Here is a 20,645-nt window from a genome sequence, read left to right on the forward strand (position 1 = left end):
ATATTTTGTTTTTTTAGGTTCTGCTGTACTATTTGTCGCAGATTGCCAAGTTTTGGACCTGCAATTATCTGGTNTATCTGAAAGTCCTGCCTCTCTACATCTGATACACTTGCAGGAGATGTTTTGTTTTTTTAGATTCTGTTGTACTATCTGTCGCAGATTGCCAAGTTTTGGACCTGCAATTATCTGGTCTGATGAAATCTCTCTTTGCACCCTCATTATTCTTGCCCATCTTGGAATAATTTTTTTTATCTCTGTGAGTACTCGTACCATCTCATCGTCTGAATATGGAGTAAATTTTCCCTCCTTGTATGTTGTATAAAGTGGAGTGTCTTCTAACACTAGAGTTGGATAGATCTTTAGCATGTCTGGTCTTAACTGTGGGTCTGCAAATAACTTCTTGAAATCCTCAATGTCTTCCTCTGGTNGTGACATCCTTGTATGTATGTCCCCTGTTTACAAGCTCGTACACCTTTTCATGTAGGCTCTGTACTCCTATCTCCNATCATGTGTGCCACTATCTTGTATCCGGCATCCTTTGATATCTCAAATGATTCTATAACCTCTTTGTACGTATGTCCCCTGTTTACAATCTCGTATACCTTCTCATGTAGACTCTGTACTCCTATCTCCACTCGTGTCACTCCGTATTCTAGCATCCAATCCACGTGTTCTTTTTTGCAATAATCTGGTTTGGTCTCTATCGTGAATCCCACATTTCTGAAATTTGTCTTTTCATTATTTTTCTTGGCAGACTCTAAATCTTTAGAATCAAACCCGTTTAGTGCATCATAGCATGATTTTATAAAATCAATCTGGTAACTGCGAGGCATGAAAAGAAATGTTCCACCTACTATGACAAGCTCCAGTTTTGTACTATCATGACCATATGCAATCAGGTGCTCAAGTTTGTCGAGGATCTGTTTTTTTGGGTCATAGCTGTTTGCAATTGCGTTCTGTGTTGATGGCTCTCGTCCTGTGTAACTGTTTGGAGAATTGTACTCTATTCCTCCAGGACAATAACTGCATCTTCCATGCGGACATGCATAAGGCTTTGGCATTAGTGCAATCACTGCTACACCTGATGCTGTCTTGACAGGTTTTCTTACAAGTGCCTTTTGTAGTTTGATGTAATCCTGGCCTGTGACAAATGCAAGGATCTCATAATTTCTTGGAATTCTTTCCAATGAATATTTTATACAAATTCGCTTGACCTCTTTTTTTACATCCTTGTCGGTAGGACTAGAAATTGAAAGAAGGTTATTGCAAATCTCTTTGCATGCGTCATCAAATGTTACTTCAGCTCTTTGCACGCCTTGTTAGAATTAATTTGGGTATTAAATCCTAATCTAGGATTGACTATGCTATTCTTAGCTTGTTGATGTATACGCCTTTTTTATCTGTGATTTTGCCAATCTGCCTGCTTGCAAATCCCTGTTTTTTGAATATTTTGCCAATCTGTTCTACCTCATCTTTTGGTGCAATCAGGCAAAATCCAATTCCCATGTTAAATGTCTTGTACATCTCTTCTTTTTCCACGCCCTGGTCCTCAATTTCCTGAAATATTTGTGGGGTACTGGGAAGGTTGTCCAAGATAAATCCGGTCTTTTTTAGCCTCAAAAGTTTGGTAAAAGCGCCACCTGTTATGTGAGCAAGTCCATGGATATTACATTCCTTGATTGCCTGCAGAACTGGCTTGACATAGATTTCAGTTGGTGCTAAAAGTGCATCACCTAAAACTCCGATGCCCTTTATTTTATCATGTATAGAATGCTTTGAAAGAAGAGCCTTGCGTGCAAGTGAGTATCCGTTAGAGTGCAAACCGCTACTGTTTATTCCAACGATCACATCGCCAGTTTTAATTTTATTCCCAAGAACCATGTCGCCTTTTTTGAGAATTCCCACCACCATTCCTGCAAGATCAAAAGAAAAATTTTTTCCTGCTATTAAATCTGGAAGTATCGCAGTTTCACCTCCTACTATCGGAACTTGTGCCTCTTTTGCACCCTTTACCAATCCGCGAACTATGTGATTGAATATTTTTTGGTCATTTTTGTTTGCTGCGATATAATCTACAAAAGATATGGGAACTGCACCGATACAAATGATGTCATTGACATTCATTGCAACACAGTCTATGCCCACGGTGTCATATTTTTTCATCATCTGTGCAATCATAACCTTTGTTCCAACTCCATCTGTATGAGTTGCAAGCAATGTACCACCCGGCATCTCTACAATTCCTGCATAATGACCAAACCCAGACATTGTCCTTACTCTCTTTTGCACCTTGTGAGTTGATGCAATTATGTCTCCAATGCTTTGTTGACTCTGCTTTATCTTTTTAATGTCAACTCCGGCGTCCTTGTAGGTTATTGCCAATGGTTCTGCTCTATCTGATTGGAATAAAAGAATTATGAAATCAGTTGCTCTTTTGCATGAACAAATCAAGCATAGTTCTTCCCTTGTCTGTTATGGAGTAGACCATGTTTGGCCCCTTGGGGTCTTTTCTGATAAAATTGTATGATACACACAAGTGCAGATAGTTCAGAAAAGACCGCTTCATCCGTATGTTTGATTTTACATACAGGTCTGAAAATGTCATTGGGCTGCATCTTAGCTGATAAAGCAACTTTAGGATAGATATGGTACTAAAGTCCCTTGCCCTTGTCTTTACTGCGTCAAGTACCTGCTCATCTCGCTTTATGATAAAGTCTGAGAAGTGATCTGCCACTTCGACTGATATGTATGTCATTCTTGATTTCATGTTACGGTACTTATACCGTACTATACCTTATTAATTCTAGCTAGGTGAATTTTTTGAGCTTGTCGCTAGCTTTTTTGAACAAATTCAATTTGTTTTTATTCTGGACACATCCAGTTTCTGCATGCATAGCGCATTTGTTTTGATAAACGCAGAACTTGGAAAAGAACTCCATATTGTAAACGAGATAAAAAAAATTCAGCATGTAAAAGAAGTGTATCCGGTGTATGGTGTCTATGACGTGTTAATGATACTAGAGTCTGATTCTATGGAATCTCTGAGAGAGGCAATAACAACGCAGGTAAGAAAACTAGATGGAATAAAATCAACTCTTACCATGATCATAGTCAAAGACTAGATTGGTATTGTCATTGTCTCAATTAACCGTACAAGATTTGGGAGAATGATAAATTGGCAGCTAACATACTATTTTTACTTGGTTGGCTTGCGGAGCTTATCTTTGCAAGTTGGCTGTTGTCTGATGGAGCAGAGCATCTTGCAGAAAGGTGGGGTGGAAGATTTGTCGGAAGAACACTGCTTAGCATTGCAACAACATTACCTGAAATAGGAATAGTTGTTGCAGCCGCAAAGAATGGCTCATACGGTACTGCAATTGGTTCTGCACTTGGAAGTAACTTGTTCATGATGACGCTTGGACTTGCGGTGATGTTGATAATTGCAACAACTCGACTCTCAAAGGCTCCGCAAAAATTTGTTGATGTAAAAGAGTTTGGATTAGACAAAGTTTTTCTAGTGATAACCGCAGTTGCAGGAGCAGTTCTGTTTATTGATGGCTATGACCTTCTTGATGGTATAATATTCACCGGATTGTTTTCAGTGTATCTTGCATTTGCCTTCCGTGAGATGAAAAGGGAAAAGAAACAGATTCCGCTTGAAAAAGACTTGCATGAAAATGAACTTCATGCAAAGCCCAAAAAGCATTTTGCACGAGCCATGGTACTCTTTGTTGCAGGCACAGTTGGTATTTTTGTAGGGGCAGAACCGTTCGTTCATGCTCTCGAAGGTGTATCTGTGGACCTTGGTGTCTCCGTTGTCATACTTGCAGTAATAGTAAGCCCAATCGCAGGTGAGATGCCTGAAAAAATATCCATGATATTGCTTGCAAGAAAGGGTGCACATGGGGCATCTATTGCAGTTGCAAACGTGCTTGGTTCTAAGATTTTAAACAATACTTTGCTTCTCTCTGTTGCAATTTTTGCTGCTATGAGTTACCAAGGATTGCATGCAAAGATTTCAAACACATCTCTACTAGAAAACCAGATGATACTTGTCACGGTGATTACAATTGTTGCTCTGATTCCAATGTTCAAAAACAAACTTGGATTAAAGTCTGGAGTGATGTTGCTTGCATTGTATGCTGTAGGAATTGGTATGCAGTTTATTCTACCTGATCTCTAGAGCGGAGAGATCCTGATTTTTTCAACCTTGACAGTGGGTGTTATGGATGAAATCGAACCCCACTGGAGAATGTTTTTTGGATCATTTCCTATTGATGATATGTTTTTCAGTAATGTCTTGAGGTTGTGTACTATTCTGNCTACCAAGGACTACATGCAAAGATCTCAAACACATCTCTATTAGAAAACCAAATGATACTTGTCACTGTGATTACAATTGTTGCTCTGATTCCAATGTTCAAAAATAAACTTGGATTAAAGTCTGGAGTGATGTTGCTTGCATTGTATGCTGTAGGAATTGGTATGCAGTTTATTCTACCTGATCTCTAGAGCGGAGAGACTCTGATTTTTCCAACCTTGACAGTGGGTGTTATGGATGGAATCGAACCCCACTGGAGAATGTTTTTTGGATCATTTGCTATTGATGATATGTTTTTCAGTAATGTCTTGAGGTTGTGAACTATTCTGACAGACCCTCCGGGGCATATCTTCCCATTTTCAATTATCTTTATCCCACTTCTTGCAGTACAGGAAAAATCTCCCTGCTCTGGATTTACTGGATAGGTATACCATAGTCTGCCAACTAGAATTCCTTTTTTTGTATCTTTTATGATCTCTTCTTTTGTAAAATCTCCATTGACCACTTTGATGTTGTGTGGAAGTGGAGTAGGCAAGGGTTGGGCTTGTCTTCCCATGGGGGAACCTAGTCTTACGGCATTTCCACTGGAACTTGTCTCATTCTTGAATGCCTCAAACGAGTCCGAATACAGACCTGAGAGAATCCCTGATTTTATCAGGGATTGAGGAGTTGTTGCAGTTCCTTCATCGTCAAATGACTTGCTGCCAATTCCATCAGGGCTATGAGGGTCATCTATGAGGGTAAAATTCTCATCTGAGACACACTCTCCTAACTTGTCTGAAAAACAACTTCGCTTTTCAGAATATGTCTTTAGGTTAAAGTTTGCAGAAAAGACAAACGCCAGCAATTCTCCAAATGCAAAAGGCTCAAAAATTATGTCATATGACTCAGGCTCTATTTTTTTTGGACCAATAGAACTTGTGCACATTTCCAAGGCATCAGAACCTACTCTGTGTGCAGAAAAACCATCCAGTGTTCTTGCACAAGATGCACCTATGCCACTTACAGGCAAGCCTCCTGTATCAGAGTCAGTGTTTATTGTTGCTGATATGAAAGTGGATTCATCTGAGCAGTCTACTCCATTTGTGTTCATTAAATGAAATTTTTCTGAAACAATATTGAGCGAGCCTGAAATACGGATTATGTCTTTATGAATTGAAGAGTTTATCATTTCATTTGCAATGTCTACTGCACTAGATCCTGAGATGTTTTCTAGTCGTGGGTCATGTGTCTTGTTTATTGGTGTGATTTTGGATGGATATGGCAATGTCTTCCAAAAGTCTTTTGGTTTTGTAAACTGTCTTGTTTCCAATATTTTTTCCAAGAAGTTTTTTTCGTTAGTTGATGATCTACCTGAGATTATCCTTTTCTTATCTATGATGCGTATTGCAACAGACTCGTCCTGATTTTGTTTTACCTCTACAATCTCTGAGTCTGTTATTCTTACTGTTGTGATATTTTTTTGTATTGATGCTATTTCACATTCGTCCAAGTGCAAGGCTCTTGATTTTGCAAGTATGTCGTCACAGTATGACAACTAGCGTCGCCTGTTGTTCTTGTATCTGTATCCGTCAAGCTTTATCAGTTCATGATATGAGCCAAATTGGGATGTGTTTTGAACCTTGTCTAGTAGGTCTGTGCCCTCATCTGAGGCAAATGTCTTGATTATTCTGTAAGATGTTGCNAGCTTTATCAATTCATGGTATGAACCAAATTGGGACGTATTTTGAACCTCATCTAGTAGGTCTGTGCTCTCATCTGAGACAAATGTCTTGATTATTCTGTAGGATGTTGCTCTTTGTGCTGGAATTCTTCCTGCTTGTCGTATTAGGTGCCTGATATCTTTTGGTTTGAGAAGCTGACCATGTCCTGCACCAGCTGCCGTAGAAATGCTCTCATTAATCAAAGTGCCTCCAAAATCATTTGCTCCCCATGATAGAACCAATTGCGCCATACTGGCTCCTTCCTTTACCCATGATGTTTGTATGTTGTTGATGTAATTGTTGAACATGATTCTTGATACTGNTAATCAAAGTGCCTCCAAAGTCATTTGCTCCCCATGATAGGACCAATTGTGCCATATCTGCTCCCTCCTTTACCCACGATGTCTGGATGTTGTTGATGTGATTGTTGAACATGATTCTTGATACTGCATGCATCAACAAGACATCTCTACCATCTGCACCATTTCGTATGTTGTGGTGCAAGTTTTCCTTGTACATTGGAGCTTCGGTGTGGATGAAATTTAGAGGAACAAATTCTGTAAATCCTCCAGTCTCTTTCTGAATGTCGCGAATAAGTGCCATGTGCTTTGCCCTGTCTTCGGGTGATTCAAGATGTCCAAACATTATGGTTGAAGTGGATGGAATTCCTATCTTGTGTGCAGTCTTGATGACTTCGATCCATTTACTTACACTTATTCTTCCGGGGGATATCTTATCTCGCATTGCCTGGTCTAAAATCTCTGCTGCAGTACCTGGCAGGGAATTGACTCCTGCATCCTTGAGTCTCTGCAAATATTCTTTTATTGATACATTAGATCTTGTTGCACCATAGAGTACTTCTTCTGGTGAAAACCCATGGATGTGAATGTCGCCTACTTGATTCTTGATTGCTTTACAGATGTTCTCGTACGTATTTGCATCCATGTCTGGGGGAAGCCCTGCTTGGACACAGACTTCTGTTGCACCAAGTGTTCGAGCTTCCTTTGCACGTCTTACTATCTCATCTGTTGGCAAAAAATATCCCTCCTCCTCGCGAAAGTCTCTGCTAAATGCGCAAAAACCGCACTGTTTTATGCAGACATTGGTAAAGTTGATGTTTCTGTTAACTANTTCGCGAAAGTCTCTGCTAAATGCACAAAAACCACATTGCTTTATGCAGACATTGGTAAAGTTGATGTTTCTGTTAACTACGTATGTTACAATGTCGCCTACTCGTCTTTTTCTAAGCTCATCTGCAACCATTCCTACCAAGTGAAAGTCAAGACCTCTTGCATGGAACAATCTAGTTGCCTCATCAACTGAGATCTCTTTTTCATCTAGTGAACGATTTAGAGTATCTGATATCAAAGGATCAGAATTTTTCAAGAGTGATTCTAGCAAGGACATGTTCATTTTGCATACTCCAAACTTACNACCGACGCGTCTTTTTCTGAGCTCATCTGCAACCATGCCTACCAAGTGAAAATCAAGGCCTCTTGCATAGAACAATCTGGTTGCCTCATCAACTGAGATCTCTTTTTCATCCAGTGAGCGGTTTAGAGTATCTGATATTAGTGGATCCGAATTTTTCAAGAGTGACTCTAGCAAGGACATGTTCATTTTGCATACTCCGAACTTACTAGATTGTCCGAGTCTGCAATCTCTGACATTTTTGAAACTAGATCAGAGTTTACCATGTGGAAAAACTCTGGATATACAGGAAATCTTGCTCTTAGATGAAATCCTGCATCAGCACAGTTTGTATTCACATCATTGATGCGTGGCCATGGAAATTCTGGGTTTACGTAATCAAGTGTTATTGGAGATATGCCTCCCCAATCGTTTATTCCTGCTGATAAAAATGATGAGTATGATACTGGAGAAAGATTTGGAGGTATCTGGATATTCATGTCAGGCAAAATTATTCTGGTTAATGCAACTAGTGTTTTGAAATATCTTTCTTGTGGCATAGGACTTGATTTCATTGGAGTGTCTATCTTTGGTTGAAAGTTTTGTAAAATTATCTCTTGAATATTTTGGTACTTGTCATGAATTTCTTTTATTGCATAAATTGAATCAATTAGTTCATGTGGATTTTCTCCGATTCCGACTAGCAATCCTGTAGTCATTGGTATCTTTAGCTCACCTGCATTTTGGAGAACTTTGATTCTTGCTTTGGGATTTTTACTTGGAGCAAATTGATGTGGCATGCCTTCTTCTGAAAGACGCTCACTTGAATTTTCTAACATTAGACCCAAGCTCACATTTGTATCCTTTAGCTGGCGCATCTCATCTTTGGTGAGATTTCCAGCATTGGTGTGAGGAAATAATCCTGCCTCAAGTGCAATCTCTGATGCTGCTACCAAATATTCTGTAGTGCTTGAAAATCCGTTTTCTTTTAGCCATGTTCTTGCCTCTTGATACTTTTGCTCTGGCCTCTCACCTGTTACAAACAATGCCTCTGTACAGTTTTGTTTTTTTGCTACATTGACAAGTGAAGTGATGTCATTTTTTGATAGCATTGAAACTTTGGCTTGACCTGGTTCTGACTTGTAGGTACAATACGAACATGTATCCCTGCAAAGATTGATCAGATTGAAAAAGACCTTTCTTGAGTATGTTACCCTTGTACCCTTGTTCTTGGTTCTCAAAAATTGGGATACTTTGTAAAGATCTGTTGGGTCCATCTCAGAATCTTGGTAAATATGATAAGCATCATCTTTTGATGGTGTCCTTCCATCAACTAGACTGTTTAACAACTCGGAACTAAGGATTAGCTTGCTCAACTAGTCATGATAGCTTTGACAGTTGTATTTATCCTTAGATAGTCTGACATTTAACTGACCAAAAAATGCCAGATACGGTAAATACTGCCAAAAATTGGTATTTTTTATTTTGTCATGGTGAAACTGCATCAGGTTTTACTTTTTTCCACATCCACCTAGTATGATTCCATTTGCAATCCAGTATGCTGTCATGGTTGAAGCCGATATTATCCGAAACCCATTTACAAGATCCATAGAAGCATTGATGGGATCTGGATTTGGAGGCATTATGACAAACATGGCTCCCATAAATCCTGCATAACCTACAAAGGCAAGAATTTTTTTATTTTTCATCTTTTTGTAAAGTACTGAAAATCCAATTGCGCCACCTCCTGATAGCGCAACAAACAATGCATAAGTTGTGGCCCTAAAAGTTATGGTGCCAGGTTCACNCCCTATAAAGGCAAGAAACTTTTTGTCTTTCATCTTTTTGTAAAGTATTGAAAATCCAATTGCACCTCCTCCTGATAGGGCAACAAACAGAGCATAAGTCGTGGCTCTAAAAGTTATGGTGTTTGGGTCTCCAACCGTGGGTGGATTTGCAGGATATTTCAAAAATGGTATGAAAAACAATACTGCCCACATTATGCTTGCTAGTATGAGGGCTTTTTTGATGTCATTATTGCCTGGAAGTGATTTTTTTGAATATGCAAATACGAGGCCAAGCAATGCACCTGTGGAGGCACCAAGCATCGCTCCTGCAACTATGGATCCTTGTTTTTGCCATATTCTATAATCGCTAAACTGTTTCCAAAAGTCTGGAGTATCTTTTGCTTGGCCTTCTGCAAACAGGCGCTGATTTTCAATTCCTATTGCATTGTCAAGATATGGTTCTACTAGAATTATGTTAAGCATGCCGTGTACAAGTCCTGCTAGAATACCTGCAGATATGACAATGACAAGAAAAGAGAACATCTTCATATTTTTCTCAAACCCTTGTCTGAAAGATTTGTATTTAAGTTGTTGGATGGTTTATCCAAGTGGAATCATGACTTTTCTAAATTTGAAAACTAGTTTTTGAGTGATGATAAAATTATTCTTATTGGTTTACTTGTTGTCATATTCCAAGTTACTAGAATTAGAATTTGTTTTAAAAAATAATTTCTCTCAGACGGATTAAATACTGTTGATTAGCTTGCCCTAACCATGCAAACAAGTCAAAAAATAATTTTACTATTTGTAACAGCAGCACTAGTTTTGATGCCTATGAGTCAAATGACAAAGGTTTTTGCTGATGAACAAAATAATGTCAAGAAAAATAATTCCTTAACAACAAAAATTGCAACTCACGCAAAAACTACATTTTGTACTTTGAAACTAGCTCCAAACACTGATCTGAGTAATTGTACTACCTTTGGCCTCAATGTACACAATACAAATCTGTCTGGTGCCAACCTGTCAGGTAGCTTTTTCAGAAATGCTTATCTTTACAATGTTAATCTTTCAGGTGCAAACCTACAAAATGTCAACTTGAGTGGTACTGAATTTGCATACACCAACCTATCAGGGGCTGACCTGCGAGGGGCTGACCTTAGGGGTTCTAATTTCTACCATGTGAACCTACAGGGGGCTGATCTTCGAGGAGCCAAGATAACATGGTCAATATTTCCGAGTGTGAATTTCCAGGATGCAAACCTACAGGGATTGATATTCACACATACTAAAGCAGAACTGGCTAACTTTGGAAATGCCAACTTGCAGAATGCCAACCTTTCCCAAGCAGAGCTCTTGGGGGCTGACTTTACAGGTGCAAATCTACAAAATGCAGATCTTCGTAACTCCGATCTAACTGGAGGTAGTCTCGCAGATGCCAATCTTGATGGTGCTAATCTGGGAGGACTAGATTATTCTGGAGTGGATATGTCATGTCATGGACATCCAGTCTGTAGTGGCTAGTCTCACTTGGTGGTGTATAGCAAGTGGATCTAGTCAAAATAATGTTAGTAGCACTTGCAATATCTTTTGTAACATTTGTGTCTGTTATAGGATACCAGTCTTTCTATGGTACTCACAATCATGAACTTTATTCAAGTGAGAATATCGCACCTGCCAGTCTTTCTGATGCTAACTTTCAGGGGCAAACACGCACTTACTATATTGCAGCAGATGAGGTGCAGTGGGATTTTGCTCCAACTGGAATGAACCAAATAACAGGCAAACCATTTGATGACACTGCTAATGTTTACATGGCAAGTGGTAAGGATAGAATAGGAAAAGTTTCACTAAAGGCAGTTTACCGAGAATATACTGATGATACATTTACTACACTAAAACCAATTCCAGACAAGTGGCAACATCTTGGGATACTAGGACCTGTGATACATGCCGAAGTTGGAGATACTATAAAAGTTGTCTTCAAAAATAATGCTCGGTTTCCATTTAGTATTCATGCACACGGTGTTTTTTATCAAAAAGAGTCTGAAGGTGCACCATACAATGACGGTGTACCGGAATCTGAGAAAAAAGGTGACTCGATGTCACCTGGAGGAAACTATACCTATGTCTGGCAAGTTCCAGAACGTGCAGGTCCTGGACCGCATGATCCTAGCTCTATAGTGTGGATGTATCATTCACACGNGGTGACTCGGTACCACCTGGGGAAAACTATACTTATGTCTGGCAAGTTCCAGAGCGTGCAGGCCCTGGACCACACGATCCTAGCTCTATAGTGTGGATGTATCATTCACACGTTGATGAAGTAAGTGACACCTATGCAGGACTTGCAGGACCTATAATTATAACAAGACATGGAGAAGCAAATCCTGACGGTACACCAAAAGGTGTAGATAGAGAATTTGTTACAATGTTTGCAATATTTAATGAAAACAAGAGTCCATATCTTGAATATAATATCAAGACATTTGCTCAGAATTCATCTAGTGTAAATGTTGATGATGCTGATTTTCNCCCGTATCTTGATTATAATATCAAGACATTTGCACAGAATTCATCTAGTGTAAATGTTGATGATGCTGATTTTCAAGAAAGCAACATGAGGCATGCCATAAATGGATACATGTATGGTAATCTTCCTGGGTTGACAATGAAAGCAAATACTCATGTCAGGTGGTATGTGGTGGGAATGGGAACTGAGACTGACCTACATACTCCACATTGGCATGGGCAGACGCTTCTCATGGGTGGAATGCGCACTGATATGGTTGAGCTTCTCCCAATGAGCATGAAAGTACTTGATATGTATCCTGATAACGTGGGTACGTGGTTATACCATTGCCATGTAAATGATCATATCTCAGCTGGTATGTTGTCTCTATTTACTGTACAGTCTTGACATAATTTTTAATATCTTATTCTTATCGCCTGTACAGTTTCTGTAAATCTCTGGAGTTCTTCGTAAAAGCGTATTCCTTTTTCTGTAATGGTAAAAAAAGTACTTCTCTTGTCAGCCTTTGACTCCATCAATCCAAAATCTATGAGTTTCTGACACTTGTCNAAAAGCGTATCCCTTTTTCTGTGATAATAAAAAAAGTACTTCTCTTGTCAGCTCTTGACTCCATCAGTCCAAAATCTATGAGTTTCTGACACTTGTCAGTTGCTGTATAATGTGACAAGTTTGCCCTTCTTGCTATGGTTGTAATTATTGTTCCCTGTCTGCCATAATCCATTGCAACTTGTAAAACGTCAGAAATCATTCCAAGTTCTGATCGGTATGGTTGTTTTGACATACACTCAAGTAAAAATCTAGTTAATAAAAAATTGCGATACTTTGTTCATTAACATTGTTAACTCATCATACAAATTGATGTGTGATTTGTACAAAATTTAAAATATTAGACTACATTTATCATATTTGAAATGATTGATGTCATGTCAATACTGAATCATGTCATTGTATTTTGTACCGGAATTCTGCATCCATAGATTTTTCTTGATGATAATGTAACGATCTACTAGAAGTTTTTTATAAATTTCTAATTCCACTATGGACTAGTATAGTTTGCAAATGTATCTGCAACAAATGTCTTTAATGTGTCATTGTCCATGTTGAATGCTTTAGTGTATACATTTTCTGGGAAGAGCCTATAGGCGTCATTATTTTGAATGACAGACACCATAGGTATTACTTGTTGGTCTGTCTTGAAGGCCTCTGGTGCAATGTTATACAAGTCACATGTCTTCAAGAATCTCATGTACTTGTTATCAAAGTCTACAAAGCAAGTTGTCTCTAGATTCCACTGTGTTACTTTTCCCAGAAATACCGTATAGTTTCCTGTCTGTATTGGTAATCCTGTTATGGTTTTTGTTACTGTGGATACAACTTGTCTTGGGCTAACCGTAAATGTAGAACTTGTATCGCTCTTTGCATAGCCGTCTTTTGTTGCTGTTACATCAATTTCGTATATTCCACGTGTCGACGGTGCGGCAGATTGGTATCTGAAATTACCCTTGTCGTCTGTAGTAGTGGTAACTATGATAGTTCCAAATCTTATGAGCACATTTGCATTTGAAATTGGCTTGTAGGCCTGATCCTTTACGGTGCCTATTATTGTTGGAAATCCGCCTTCTGTAATTGGATCCTTTTCTGCCTTGACTGAGATTAGCATCTTACTTGATAGTACAGATTCAGAGACCTGAACATTTGACAATGTCATTGTAAGACCTATGAATAATGCACAAACTGTGAAAATGATGTATTTGTTCAACTTTTGGTATTTTATTTTTTAATTGTTATTAGCTAAAACCTAATTTTTTTCTCCAACAGCTCAAAAAATTGTCAAGTGGATTTTTTTGAATGTTTTTGTAAATTTTTCAAAGATTTATTTTTTTGTTAGATTTTTTTCTACGTATGACATATACTGCTATGATAGCTACAATAATTGCTGCAAATATTATGTATATTATTGGTGGGCTGGTAATGGTTGCTTCTATGCCTACTGGATCATCCTGTGGAACTATTCTATAGATTGTTCCATCTGATAGTGATGTTACATACAACATTCCGTCAGGTCCTGTAACTACATCGCTTATGCAACCAAACCCTGTTGCAAATACTATCTCACTCATAGAGTCTCCACTGTTTACTTCCTTGTTCGCTAGTTGTGGACTGTTAAAGACAAAACCATCTCTATTTTGATTTAATTGAAACCGGTAGACATTGCCATTATTACAATCTCCTACAAAGACACTGTCTTTGTATTTTCCAAATCCTTGTGTTGATGAAAAAGCAATTCCAGTTGGTGCTACAGTTCTCTGCCAGGTAAATTGGGGATCATGATACGTGTATCCTGGATATCCTGGGAGGTGAGCAAGTTGAGTTTTGTTTGCAGGGCCCATTATCACATCCCATCCGCTGTTAAAGCCTGGAGGAACAATGTTTATTTCATCTCCAAAGTCTGGACCATTTTCAGTATCCCATAATTTTCCTGTAACAGGATCAATTGCCAAACCAAAACTATTTCTTATTCCGATTGCATAGTATGGGCCAGGCGGTACAAGCCTGAAAATGACTGAGGTATCATCAGGTTCTCCTGTTGGATGATTTTGTAATTTTCCAAAACTGCCTGCATCTCCTACTACTAAATATACTGAACCATTCTTGTCTGTGACCATGGCACCGCCATTGTGGTATGTTTGGGTCTTTGACAGATCTTTTATCAGGGTCTTGTGAATTAGATGTTCTCCATCCCAATCATAACTGTAAACACGTTTTCCAAGTGGGTGTCCACCCATCTTTGATGACTCTGTAAAGTAGAGATAGATCTTGGTTCCAACTGTAGTAATTCCAAGCATTCCTTGTTCACCTATGCTTGTAACATTTTCTTGTAATACTGGTGTGTTCTGCAAAACACCATTTCTAAACAAGTGTACCTCCCCCGAAGTTTTTGATAAGATGAGAATATCGTTTCCCTCAAAGGCCATTGTAGTTGGGCTACAACAAATACCTGTGACATAATTCTGTATTACAAAACCTGTGTCATTCATGACTGGTTCTGCATATGATGGTATCATGACAACACCAGATAATATGAAGACAAAAATCAGCCAAAACTTCAATGTTTTTCTAATAATGTGCTATTTAATAAATACAAAGAAGCATCTCCAATCTATTTTCAAAATGATGTTTTGTAATTTTATTTTCTGGTCTTTACTGGCTGTATGGTCTTTCTTGCAATGTGAGTGTTACATCCATAGTTTTGTTGTCTCTAACTATGTGCATAATCATGGTATCTCCGGCGGATTTGTAGTCTTGTAGATAATTCAAAAGATCTTCTAGCTTTGTAATCTTAGTATTGTCCACTCCTGTTATGATATCGCCACCGAATTTGTATTTGATACCCTCTACGGTCTTGGTCTGGTTTGATGCATGCAAACCTNTACTTGTAATCTTGTAGATAATTCAAAAGGTCTTCTAGTTTTGTAACTTTGATATTGTCTATTCCTGTTATGATATCACCACCGAATTTGTACTTGATACCGTCTACTGTCTTGGTCTGGTTTGATGCATGCAAACCTGCTTTGGATGCTGGGCTGTCTGATACTATGGTTTCAATTAAAAAGCCTGAATGTGTAGAAAGGTCCAAACTGTCTGCCAAGTCTGGATCAACTGTTATTCCTGATACTCCAAGCCATGGATGCTTGTAATGCNACTGTCTGCTAGGTCTGGGTCGATTGTTATTCCTGATACTCCAAGCCATGGGTGCTTGTAATGTCCTGCTTGTATTAGGACTGGAACTATCTTTTTCATAGTGTTTGATGGTATGGCAAAACCTACTCCTGAAAACTCTCCGGTCTCGGTTTGAATTGCAGTATTGATTCCAATAACTTCGCCATAATTGTTCAAAAGTGGCCCACCTGAGTTTCCTGGATTTATTGCAGCATCAGTCTGGATTACGTTTGGAATGGAAAATGACTGGAGATTTGGAGGATTCAGAATTCTGCCCAACTGGCTAACTATTCCAGATGTCATCGATCCACTCAAACCAAATGGACTGCCAANTAGAATTCTGCCCAACTGACTGACTATCCCAGATGTCATCGATCCACTCAAACCAAATGGACTGCCAATTGCTGTAACTTGGTCTCCTATGCGAAGTTTCGATGAATCCCCTAGTGGTAATGGATGCAATGCCTGTGGATCTGCGTCAACCTTGATTACTGCTAGGTCTGCAAATCTGTCAGTCCCGCTCACCTTGGCTGAATAAGACTGACCGTCATGAAATACCACTCTGATCTTTTGATAATCTTCTACAACGTGATTACTTGTAATGATATGTCCTGAAAGATCATAGACTATGCCTGATCCAATTGCTCTATCTGAAGCATTATCTCCTGTCTTGCGTACTACAATCTGAACAACACCGTCTTGTGATTTAGAAAAAAGATCTGCTAGACTAAGTTGAGATCCTGGACCTGACTGGACAATATTTCCCAAAGTTGAAGTCTGATGCATTACATCTGTCTTTTGTTGCTCAAATACAAACGCAAATACTAAAACTAGTACAACGACTCCATACACTCCGCCTAAAACTGCCGTTGTCTTGTCCAAGAAATAAAATAACTTTAGTTACTGTATAATCCTTACTCACAAACTAATGGGATTCTGAACCGTTTCTGATATGGAATATGTTCTTCCTCTCCAAGTCACTGCATTACTTTTCTTTGCATGTAAAATTCCACTTGCAAACCCTGACACAATCACTGCGCTTCCAAGTGGAGTAAACAATGCATGTCTAAATCCAAGACCTAGTCCTTTCTTTGCATCCATTGTGCTTCCAAGATACACTAGTCCTGATGCAAGCAATGAGGCTCCAAACAAGACTCCAAAGGACATGGATGTAGTAGCATAAAGTGTAGAATAGACAAGAACTGGAAATGGTACAAACAGTAAGAAGAGTACTGCAAAAAATATTCCAATTGNCTGTAGCATAAAATGCAGAGTAGACAAGAACTGGAAATGGCACAAACAGTAAGAAGAGTACTGCAAAAAATATGCCAATTGCCATCTTACTTGACTGGATGTAAAGCGGAATCATCAGTCTCTTGAGGGCATGCCACAATGTAGTCAAATCTCGAGCCCACACTGCTTCAACCAAGTGTTCACCACGTACCATCTTTAGCTTGAATCCTTGTTCCTTTACTTTCTTGCCTAGTGCACCATCTTCAACTATCTCGCTTTTTACACTTTCATGTGTGCCTACTGCTTGGTACGTTTTTCTTTTTATGATGAAAAAACTTCCAAAAAAGTATCCTGTTTTTTTAGAAGGGTCATTTACTCTAAGTGCCGAAAATCTCGTATGCAAAAATGTCGATAACACTGGCAGTGTTATCTTTGTCCACCAGTCAAGACAAAGCATTTTTGGGACTANGACTATCTCGCTTTTCACACTTTCATGTGTCCCTACTGCTTGGTACGTTTTTCTTTTTATGATGAAAAAACTTCCAAAAAAGTATCCTGTTTTTTTAGAAGGGTCGTTTACTCGAAGTGCCGAAAATCTTGTATGCAAAAATGTTGATAACACTGGTAGTGTGATCTTTGTCCACCAGTCAAGACAAAGCATTTTTGGAACTACTGTAAGTGAATCCAATCCTTCACTCAAAAGGTGGTCTACTGAAAGAGAGATTGTCTTTTTTGTGTGAATTGTATCTGCATCAGTAAATAACAACAATTCTCCTGTTGATACTTTGAAACCTTCTATGCATGCCCAGTTCTTTCCAATCCATTTCTCTGGTTTGGGATTTGCTTGTACGTGGATAACTTTGGAATTTTTCTTGGCAATTTTTTTAATTATCTCTCCAGTGTTGTCATCTGACATGTCATCGATTGCTATTATCTCGTAATTTTCATAGTCTTGTTCTAAAAGAGAATTTATGCATTTTTCAATAAACCTCTCTTCATTTCTTGCAGGTAAGATAACAGAAACCTTTGGCATGTTGTGTGGCTTGGAGCTAAATACGTCAAGAAATGGAGAATCTCTAAATGTAATCCACATTGATTTTATCAAAAACACCCATGCCACAGAAACGCTTAGCATAATGGCTGCAACGAGGTAGTTTATGGCATCTACTAGAAAATACATCTTGATTATCTCTGGGCTTCTTGCTTTATGCTCTCAAGGGCTTGCTCTGAGCCGCTCTGTATGTGTTTTTTTACCATTCCGGTAAACATTCCCATCATACCTGATAGTTTCATATCCCAGAGAACATCTAGTCTTGTTTTATTTCCTATTTGGGCAAGTGTGAGAGTTTTTGTTCCCTCAATTACTCCTTTTGTAAACTGGATCTGAATCTTTTCTCTTGGATAAAGTGTTACAGTCTGCATACATTTTGAATCCTTGAAAGCTATTGTAACCTCACGTGTTATGATGTTTCCATTCTTTGAGATATTTCGTACTTCTTTTGTTCCTTTCCAGAACTTGGGTTCTGAATCAAGATCAGCTACTATGGACCATATCTTGTCCAACGATGCATCAATTTCAACAGAGGCCTGAATCTGAACCATGAAGAAGAATCTTCATTACTTCATATTTATGTTGTAACGCAAAAGAGTAGTTCAACGATACATCGGTTTGCGACTTTGAATGTTACAATTTTAGTTCAGTGTTTACCTAGTGTACATTTAAGTGATTTCGAAATCAATTTTAATCCTCATGGTGTGGAAATTGGTGTGACTTTGATAACATACGATGATTTTGCCAAACTAGACATGAGGGTAGCAAAAGTGATCTCAGTTGAAGAAATTCCTGGAAAATCAAAAATTATCAAGGGCACAATTGACCTCGGGGATGAAAAACGGGATGTTATCATTGGAGGCGCTCAATATTACAAATCAGAAGAACTGGTGGGCAGAACTGTAATAGCACTTGTAAATCTAGAACCTAGAAAAATTGCAGGAATTGAATCTGGTGCCATGCTTTTAGCAGCTGACTCTAATGACAAGCCATTCTGGCTTACTGTCACAGAAGATGTTCCACTTGGTACTGGAATCAAGTAGTTTGATGGTATATCATTAGATCTTCAAATCTCTAGTTACTGTGCTGTGATTAGATATTATCTTTCCAGGATTTAGAATATTTTCTGGGTCAAATTGTTTTTTGATATTTTTGAAAACTGAATACGTCTTTATACCATACTGCATCTTTACAAATTCTGATCTGGCAAGACCATCTCCGTGCTCGCCTGTTATGCTTCCGCCTATCCCTATCACTCCTGAAAAGAATTCATGTGCTATATTCTTGATTTGGCGTAGATCCTTTTGCTTGAGAATCGGCCTGATGTGCAGGTTGCCGTTTCCAACATGACCGTATATTATCATCCTGAGGCCGTACTTTTTGGAAATCATATCAAGCATCTTCAGTAATAAGGGCAGTCTTCTTACTGGAACCACTGCATCCTCGATGAGAGTAGGCATTGTTTCATTTTTTGTTATGCTCCTTAGGCTATATGCCAAGGCAGAATTTCTAAAACTCCATATTTTTTTGATTTTCTCTGTATTTGACTCTGTCTTGATGATTCTGCCTGATGAGATTTTGTGAATTTGTTTTCTGTTTGATTGTATGTTACTGTCAAACTCTACAAAAAGAAGACAACCTGATTTTGGTACACTCATTTTGATGTGTTTTATTATATTGCTGTCTACGATCTCAACAGCAGATGGTCTTGATTTTATTATCTCTGGAACGTCTCTTACTGCTTCTGAAAGTGTCTTGTAATGTATTATGCATAACAATACGTTCTTTGGCAATTCATACGTCATAATCTTTGCAGAAGTTATTATGCCAAGTGTACCTTCAGAACCTGCAATTAATCTGTAAAGGTCTTTCTCTGAAGATAAAGCATCAATCCTATAGCCGCATGAATTTTTTGATACCTTCGGAAAATGTATGTCATTTTTTGAATGTATTTTTTTAATTGCCGCATTGAATTTGCTTTTTCCTGGAAACTCTGTAACAACACCAAAAGAGTTTACCATCCTGACTTGAACCAAATTGTCTATCACGCTACCGTACTTTAAAGAATGAATGCCACTTGCATTGGTACCAATCATTCCACCTATTGTACAGAATGGACCAATTGATGGATCTGGACCTATGAATCTGCCTTGTTTTTGCAATACTTTATCTAGTCTACCTTTAAAGACTCCACTCTCTACTTTAACATGTTTTGCACCAAGTTTTATCTTGCCAAGATGTTTCATGTCCAAGATAATTCCTCTGCCAAGTGCACTTCCAACAAGTCCTGTGCCTCCGCCTCTTGGAGTCACTGGGATGTGATATCTTCTTGCAAATTTTATAATTTTTATGACATCTGACTCGTTACGAGGAAATGTAACTACCTGTGGTTTTATGATGTACGAGCTCGCATCAACTGAGTAACAATCACGTACATGGTTGTCCCATGACACTGGACATCTTACTATTTTTGTTAGTCTGTGTACAATGTAACTTGGCTTCATTGATTGTACCTATGTCCAGAATGCTTAAAAAATGATTTAATCGTTCATNGCGTATATGGTTATCCCATGACACTGAGCATCTTACTATTTTTGATAATCTGTGTCCAATGTCACTTGGTTTCATTGATTGTATCTATGTCCAGAATGCTTTAAAAAATGATTTAATCCTTCATGCAAATCATGTCCTGTAGTTTCGCATATTCTGAATATCATTTGTGCTTGAACACTATCTTTCACTTGGATATACCGGAACTATATTGATAGGTTTTTTATTCTTTGGTNCGTAGTCTCGCATATTTTGGATATCATTTGTGCTTGAACACTATTTTTCGCTTGAATATACCGGAACTATATTGGTAGGTTTTTTATTCTTCGGTGCCGTA

Annotated in this window: 17 protein-coding genes and 11 pseudogenes; 6 read left to right on the top strand and 22 right to left on the bottom strand. The window is 38.5% G+C overall.

Annotated elements, in window-relative coordinates:
- Positions 1-74: 74 nt before the first annotated feature.
- From DYY66_RS13530 to DYY66_RS00520, 4 genes and pseudogenes are all read right to left on the bottom strand, one after another.
- Positions 75-427: pseudogene (locus tag DYY66_RS13530) on the bottom strand (tRNA uridine(34) 5-carboxymethylaminomethyl modification radical SAM/GNAT enzyme Elp3); the annotation flags it as partial.
- A 77-nt stretch (positions 428-504) separates the two neighbouring features.
- Positions 505-1,313, bottom strand: a pseudogene (locus DYY66_RS13535) (elongator complex protein 3); the annotation flags it as partial.
- A 46-nt stretch (positions 1,314-1,359) separates the two neighbouring features.
- Positions 1,360-2,382, bottom strand: coding sequence for a phosphoribosylformylglycinamidine cyclo-ligase (gene purM / locus DYY66_RS00515; RefSeq protein WP_166285271.1), 1,023 nt, complete (start codon positions 2,380-2,382; stop codon positions 1,360-1,362).
- Positions 2,383-2,422: 40 nt separating this feature from the next.
- On the bottom strand, positions 2,423-2,767 hold the full coding sequence (locus tag DYY66_RS00520; RefSeq protein ID WP_166285273.1) for a hypothetical protein: 345 nt from the start codon (positions 2,765-2,767) through the stop codon (positions 2,423-2,425).
- A 121-nt stretch (positions 2,768-2,888) separates the two neighbouring features.
- Between DYY66_RS00520 and DYY66_RS00525 the strand changes: the two genes are divergently transcribed.
- Positions 2,889-3,122, top strand: coding sequence for an Lrp/AsnC ligand binding domain-containing protein (locus DYY66_RS00525; protein ID WP_166285275.1), 234 nt, complete (start codon positions 2,889-2,891; stop codon positions 3,120-3,122).
- A gap of 53 nt (positions 3,123-3,175) precedes the next feature.
- Positions 3,176-4,183: a sodium:calcium antiporter gene (locus tag DYY66_RS00530; protein ID WP_166285277.1), complete on the top strand. Its 1,008-nt coding sequence runs from the start codon at positions 3,176-3,178 to the stop codon at positions 4,181-4,183.
- On the opposite strand, the gene DYY66_RS15485 is transcribed toward DYY66_RS00530, so the two are convergent.
- The 8 genes and pseudogenes from DYY66_RS15485 to DYY66_RS12805 all read right to left on the bottom strand — a co-directional run.
- Positions 4,180-4,317, bottom strand: a complete 138-nt coding sequence (locus DYY66_RS15485; RefSeq protein WP_394352516.1) for a hypothetical protein — start codon at positions 4,315-4,317, stop codon at positions 4,180-4,182. The genes DYY66_RS00530 and DYY66_RS15485 overlap by 4 nt on opposite strands.
- A 191-nt stretch (positions 4,318-4,508) precedes the next feature.
- A complete protein-coding gene (locus tag DYY66_RS00545) occupies positions 4,509-5,858 on the bottom strand; it encodes a TldD/PmbA family protein (protein ID WP_178085562.1) in 1,350 nt (449 codons plus the stop codon).
- A gap of 148 nt (positions 5,859-6,006) precedes the next feature.
- A pseudogene (locus DYY66_RS13540) lies at positions 6,007-6,332 on the bottom strand (7,8-didemethyl-8-hydroxy-5-deazariboflavin synthase subunit CofH); the annotation flags it as partial.
- A 15-nt stretch (positions 6,333-6,347) separates the two neighbouring features.
- Positions 6,348-7,154: pseudogene (gene cofH / locus DYY66_RS00555) on the bottom strand (5-amino-6-(D-ribitylamino)uracil--L-tyrosine 4-hydroxyphenyl transferase CofH); the annotation flags it as partial.
- Between the two features lies 1 nt (position 7,155).
- Positions 7,156-7,437 (bottom strand): annotated as a pseudogene (locus DYY66_RS15490) (7,8-didemethyl-8-hydroxy-5-deazariboflavin synthase subunit CofH); the annotation flags it as partial.
- A 203-nt stretch (positions 7,438-7,640) separates the two neighbouring features.
- Positions 7,641-8,810 carry a 7,8-didemethyl-8-hydroxy-5-deazariboflavin synthase CofG gene (gene cofG / locus DYY66_RS00560; RefSeq protein WP_218583540.1) on the bottom strand — a complete coding sequence of 390 codons (1,170 nt, stop codon included), beginning with the start codon at positions 8,808-8,810 and terminating at the stop codon, positions 7,641-7,643.
- 135 nt (positions 8,811-8,945) lie between these two features.
- Positions 8,946-9,143, bottom strand: a complete 198-nt coding sequence (locus tag DYY66_RS15495) for a hypothetical protein (protein WP_394352517.1) — start codon at positions 9,141-9,143, stop codon at positions 8,946-8,948.
- Positions 9,144-9,242: 99 nt separating this feature from the next.
- A pseudogene (locus tag DYY66_RS12805) lies at positions 9,243-9,770 on the bottom strand (CbtA family protein); the annotation flags it as partial.
- 225 nt (positions 9,771-9,995) lie between these two features.
- Here DYY66_RS12805 and DYY66_RS00570 point away from each other — a divergent pair.
- From DYY66_RS00570 to DYY66_RS13555, 3 genes are all read left to right on the top strand, one after another.
- Positions 9,996-10,745: a pentapeptide repeat-containing protein gene (locus DYY66_RS00570; protein WP_166285285.1), complete on the top strand. Its 750-nt coding sequence runs from the start codon at positions 9,996-9,998 to the stop codon at positions 10,743-10,745.
- Positions 10,746-11,035: 290 nt separating this feature from the next.
- On the top strand, positions 11,036-11,426 hold a 391-nt coding region (locus DYY66_RS13550), incomplete at its 3' end, for a multicopper oxidase domain-containing protein (RefSeq protein ID WP_255495944.1).
- Positions 11,427-11,775: 349 nt separating this feature from the next.
- A complete protein-coding gene (locus tag DYY66_RS13555; protein ID WP_309223943.1) occupies positions 11,776-12,141 on the top strand; it encodes a multicopper oxidase domain-containing protein in 366 nt (121 codons plus the stop codon).
- 162 nt (positions 12,142-12,303) lie between these two features.
- On the opposite strand, the pseudogene DYY66_RS00585 reads toward DYY66_RS13555, so the two are convergent.
- From DYY66_RS00585 to DYY66_RS00625, 9 genes and pseudogenes are all read right to left on the bottom strand, one after another.
- Positions 12,304-12,535 (bottom strand): annotated as a pseudogene (locus tag DYY66_RS00585) (winged helix DNA-binding protein); the annotation flags it as partial.
- A gap of 255 nt (positions 12,536-12,790) precedes the next feature.
- Complete coding sequence (locus DYY66_RS00590; protein WP_218583545.1) at positions 12,791-13,462, bottom strand: carboxypeptidase-like regulatory domain-containing protein; 672 nt, start codon at positions 13,460-13,462, stop codon at positions 12,791-12,793.
- 157 nt (positions 13,463-13,619) lie between these two features.
- A complete protein-coding gene (locus tag DYY66_RS00595) occupies positions 13,620-14,819 on the bottom strand; it encodes a sorbosone dehydrogenase family protein (protein ID WP_166285289.1) in 1,200 nt (399 codons plus the stop codon).
- Positions 14,820-14,955: 136 nt separating this feature from the next.
- Positions 14,956-15,180, bottom strand: a complete 225-nt coding sequence (locus DYY66_RS15500) for a PDZ domain-containing protein (RefSeq protein WP_394352518.1) — start codon at positions 15,178-15,180, stop codon at positions 14,956-14,958.
- 276 nt (positions 15,181-15,456) lie between these two features.
- Positions 15,457-15,806: pseudogene (locus tag DYY66_RS15505) on the bottom strand (S1C family serine protease); the annotation flags it as partial.
- A gap of 1 nt (position 15,807) precedes the next feature.
- Positions 15,808-16,260: pseudogene (locus tag DYY66_RS15510) on the bottom strand (S1C family serine protease); the annotation flags it as partial.
- A gap of 468 nt (positions 16,261-16,728) precedes the next feature.
- Positions 16,729-17,175: pseudogene (locus DYY66_RS13560) on the bottom strand (glycosyltransferase); the annotation flags it as partial.
- Between the two features lies 1 nt (position 17,176).
- Positions 17,177-17,887, bottom strand: a pseudogene (locus tag DYY66_RS13565) (glycosyltransferase); the annotation flags it as partial.
- A 5-nt stretch (positions 17,888-17,892) separates the two neighbouring features.
- Positions 17,893-18,309 carry a type II toxin-antitoxin system RatA family toxin gene (locus tag DYY66_RS00625; protein WP_166285301.1) on the bottom strand — a complete coding sequence of 139 codons (417 nt, stop codon included), beginning with the start codon at positions 18,307-18,309 and terminating at the stop codon, positions 17,893-17,895.
- A gap of 165 nt (positions 18,310-18,474) precedes the next feature.
- Between DYY66_RS00625 and DYY66_RS00630 the strand changes: the two genes are divergently transcribed.
- Positions 18,475-18,801, top strand: a complete 327-nt coding sequence (locus DYY66_RS00630; protein ID WP_166285303.1) for a tRNA-binding protein — start codon at positions 18,475-18,477, stop codon at positions 18,799-18,801.
- A gap of 15 nt (positions 18,802-18,816) precedes the next feature.
- Here DYY66_RS00630 and DYY66_RS00635 read toward each other — a convergent pair whose 3' ends face one another.
- A complete protein-coding gene (locus DYY66_RS00635) occupies positions 18,817-20,262 on the bottom strand; it encodes an FAD-binding oxidoreductase (RefSeq protein ID WP_166285305.1) in 1,446 nt (481 codons plus the stop codon).
- Positions 20,263-20,645: the final 383 nt, after the last annotated feature.

The sequence above is a fragment of the Candidatus Nitrosotalea sp. FS genome (genome assembly GCF_011319475.1).
In the GTDB taxonomy this organism is placed as follows: Archaea; Thermoproteota; Nitrososphaeria; order Nitrososphaerales; family Nitrosopumilaceae; genus Nitrosotalea.

Excerpts from the sequence above, each read along its gene's own strand:
- DYY66_RS00520 (WP_166285273.1), bottom strand. The coding sequence starts at position 2,767 with ATGAAATCAAGAATGACATACATATCAGTCGAAGTGGCAGATCACTTC.
- DYY66_RS00525 (WP_166285275.1), top strand. The coding sequence starts at position 2,889 with ATGCATAGCGCATTTGTTTTGATAAACGCAGAACTTGGAAAAGAACTC.
- DYY66_RS15495 (WP_394352517.1), bottom strand. The coding sequence starts at position 9,143 with ATGAAAAATAAAAAAATTCTTGCCTTTGTAGGTTATGCAGGATTTATG.
- DYY66_RS00570 (WP_166285285.1), top strand. The coding sequence starts at position 9,996 with ATGCAAACAAGTCAAAAAATAATTTTACTATTTGTAACAGCAGCACTA.
- DYY66_RS00590 (WP_218583545.1), bottom strand. The coding sequence starts at position 13,462 with ATGACATTGTCAAATGTTCAGGTCTCTGAATCTGTACTATCAAGTAAG.
- DYY66_RS00595 (WP_166285289.1), bottom strand. The coding sequence starts at position 14,819 with ATGATACCATCATATGCAGAACCAGTCATGAATGACACAGGTTTTGTA.
- DYY66_RS00625 (WP_166285301.1), bottom strand. The coding sequence starts at position 18,309 with ATGGTTCAGATTCAGGCCTCTGTTGAAATTGATGCATCGTTGGACAAG.
- DYY66_RS00635 (WP_166285305.1), bottom strand. The coding sequence starts at position 20,262 with ATGAAGCCAAGTTACATTGTACACAGACTAACAAAAATAGTAAGATGT.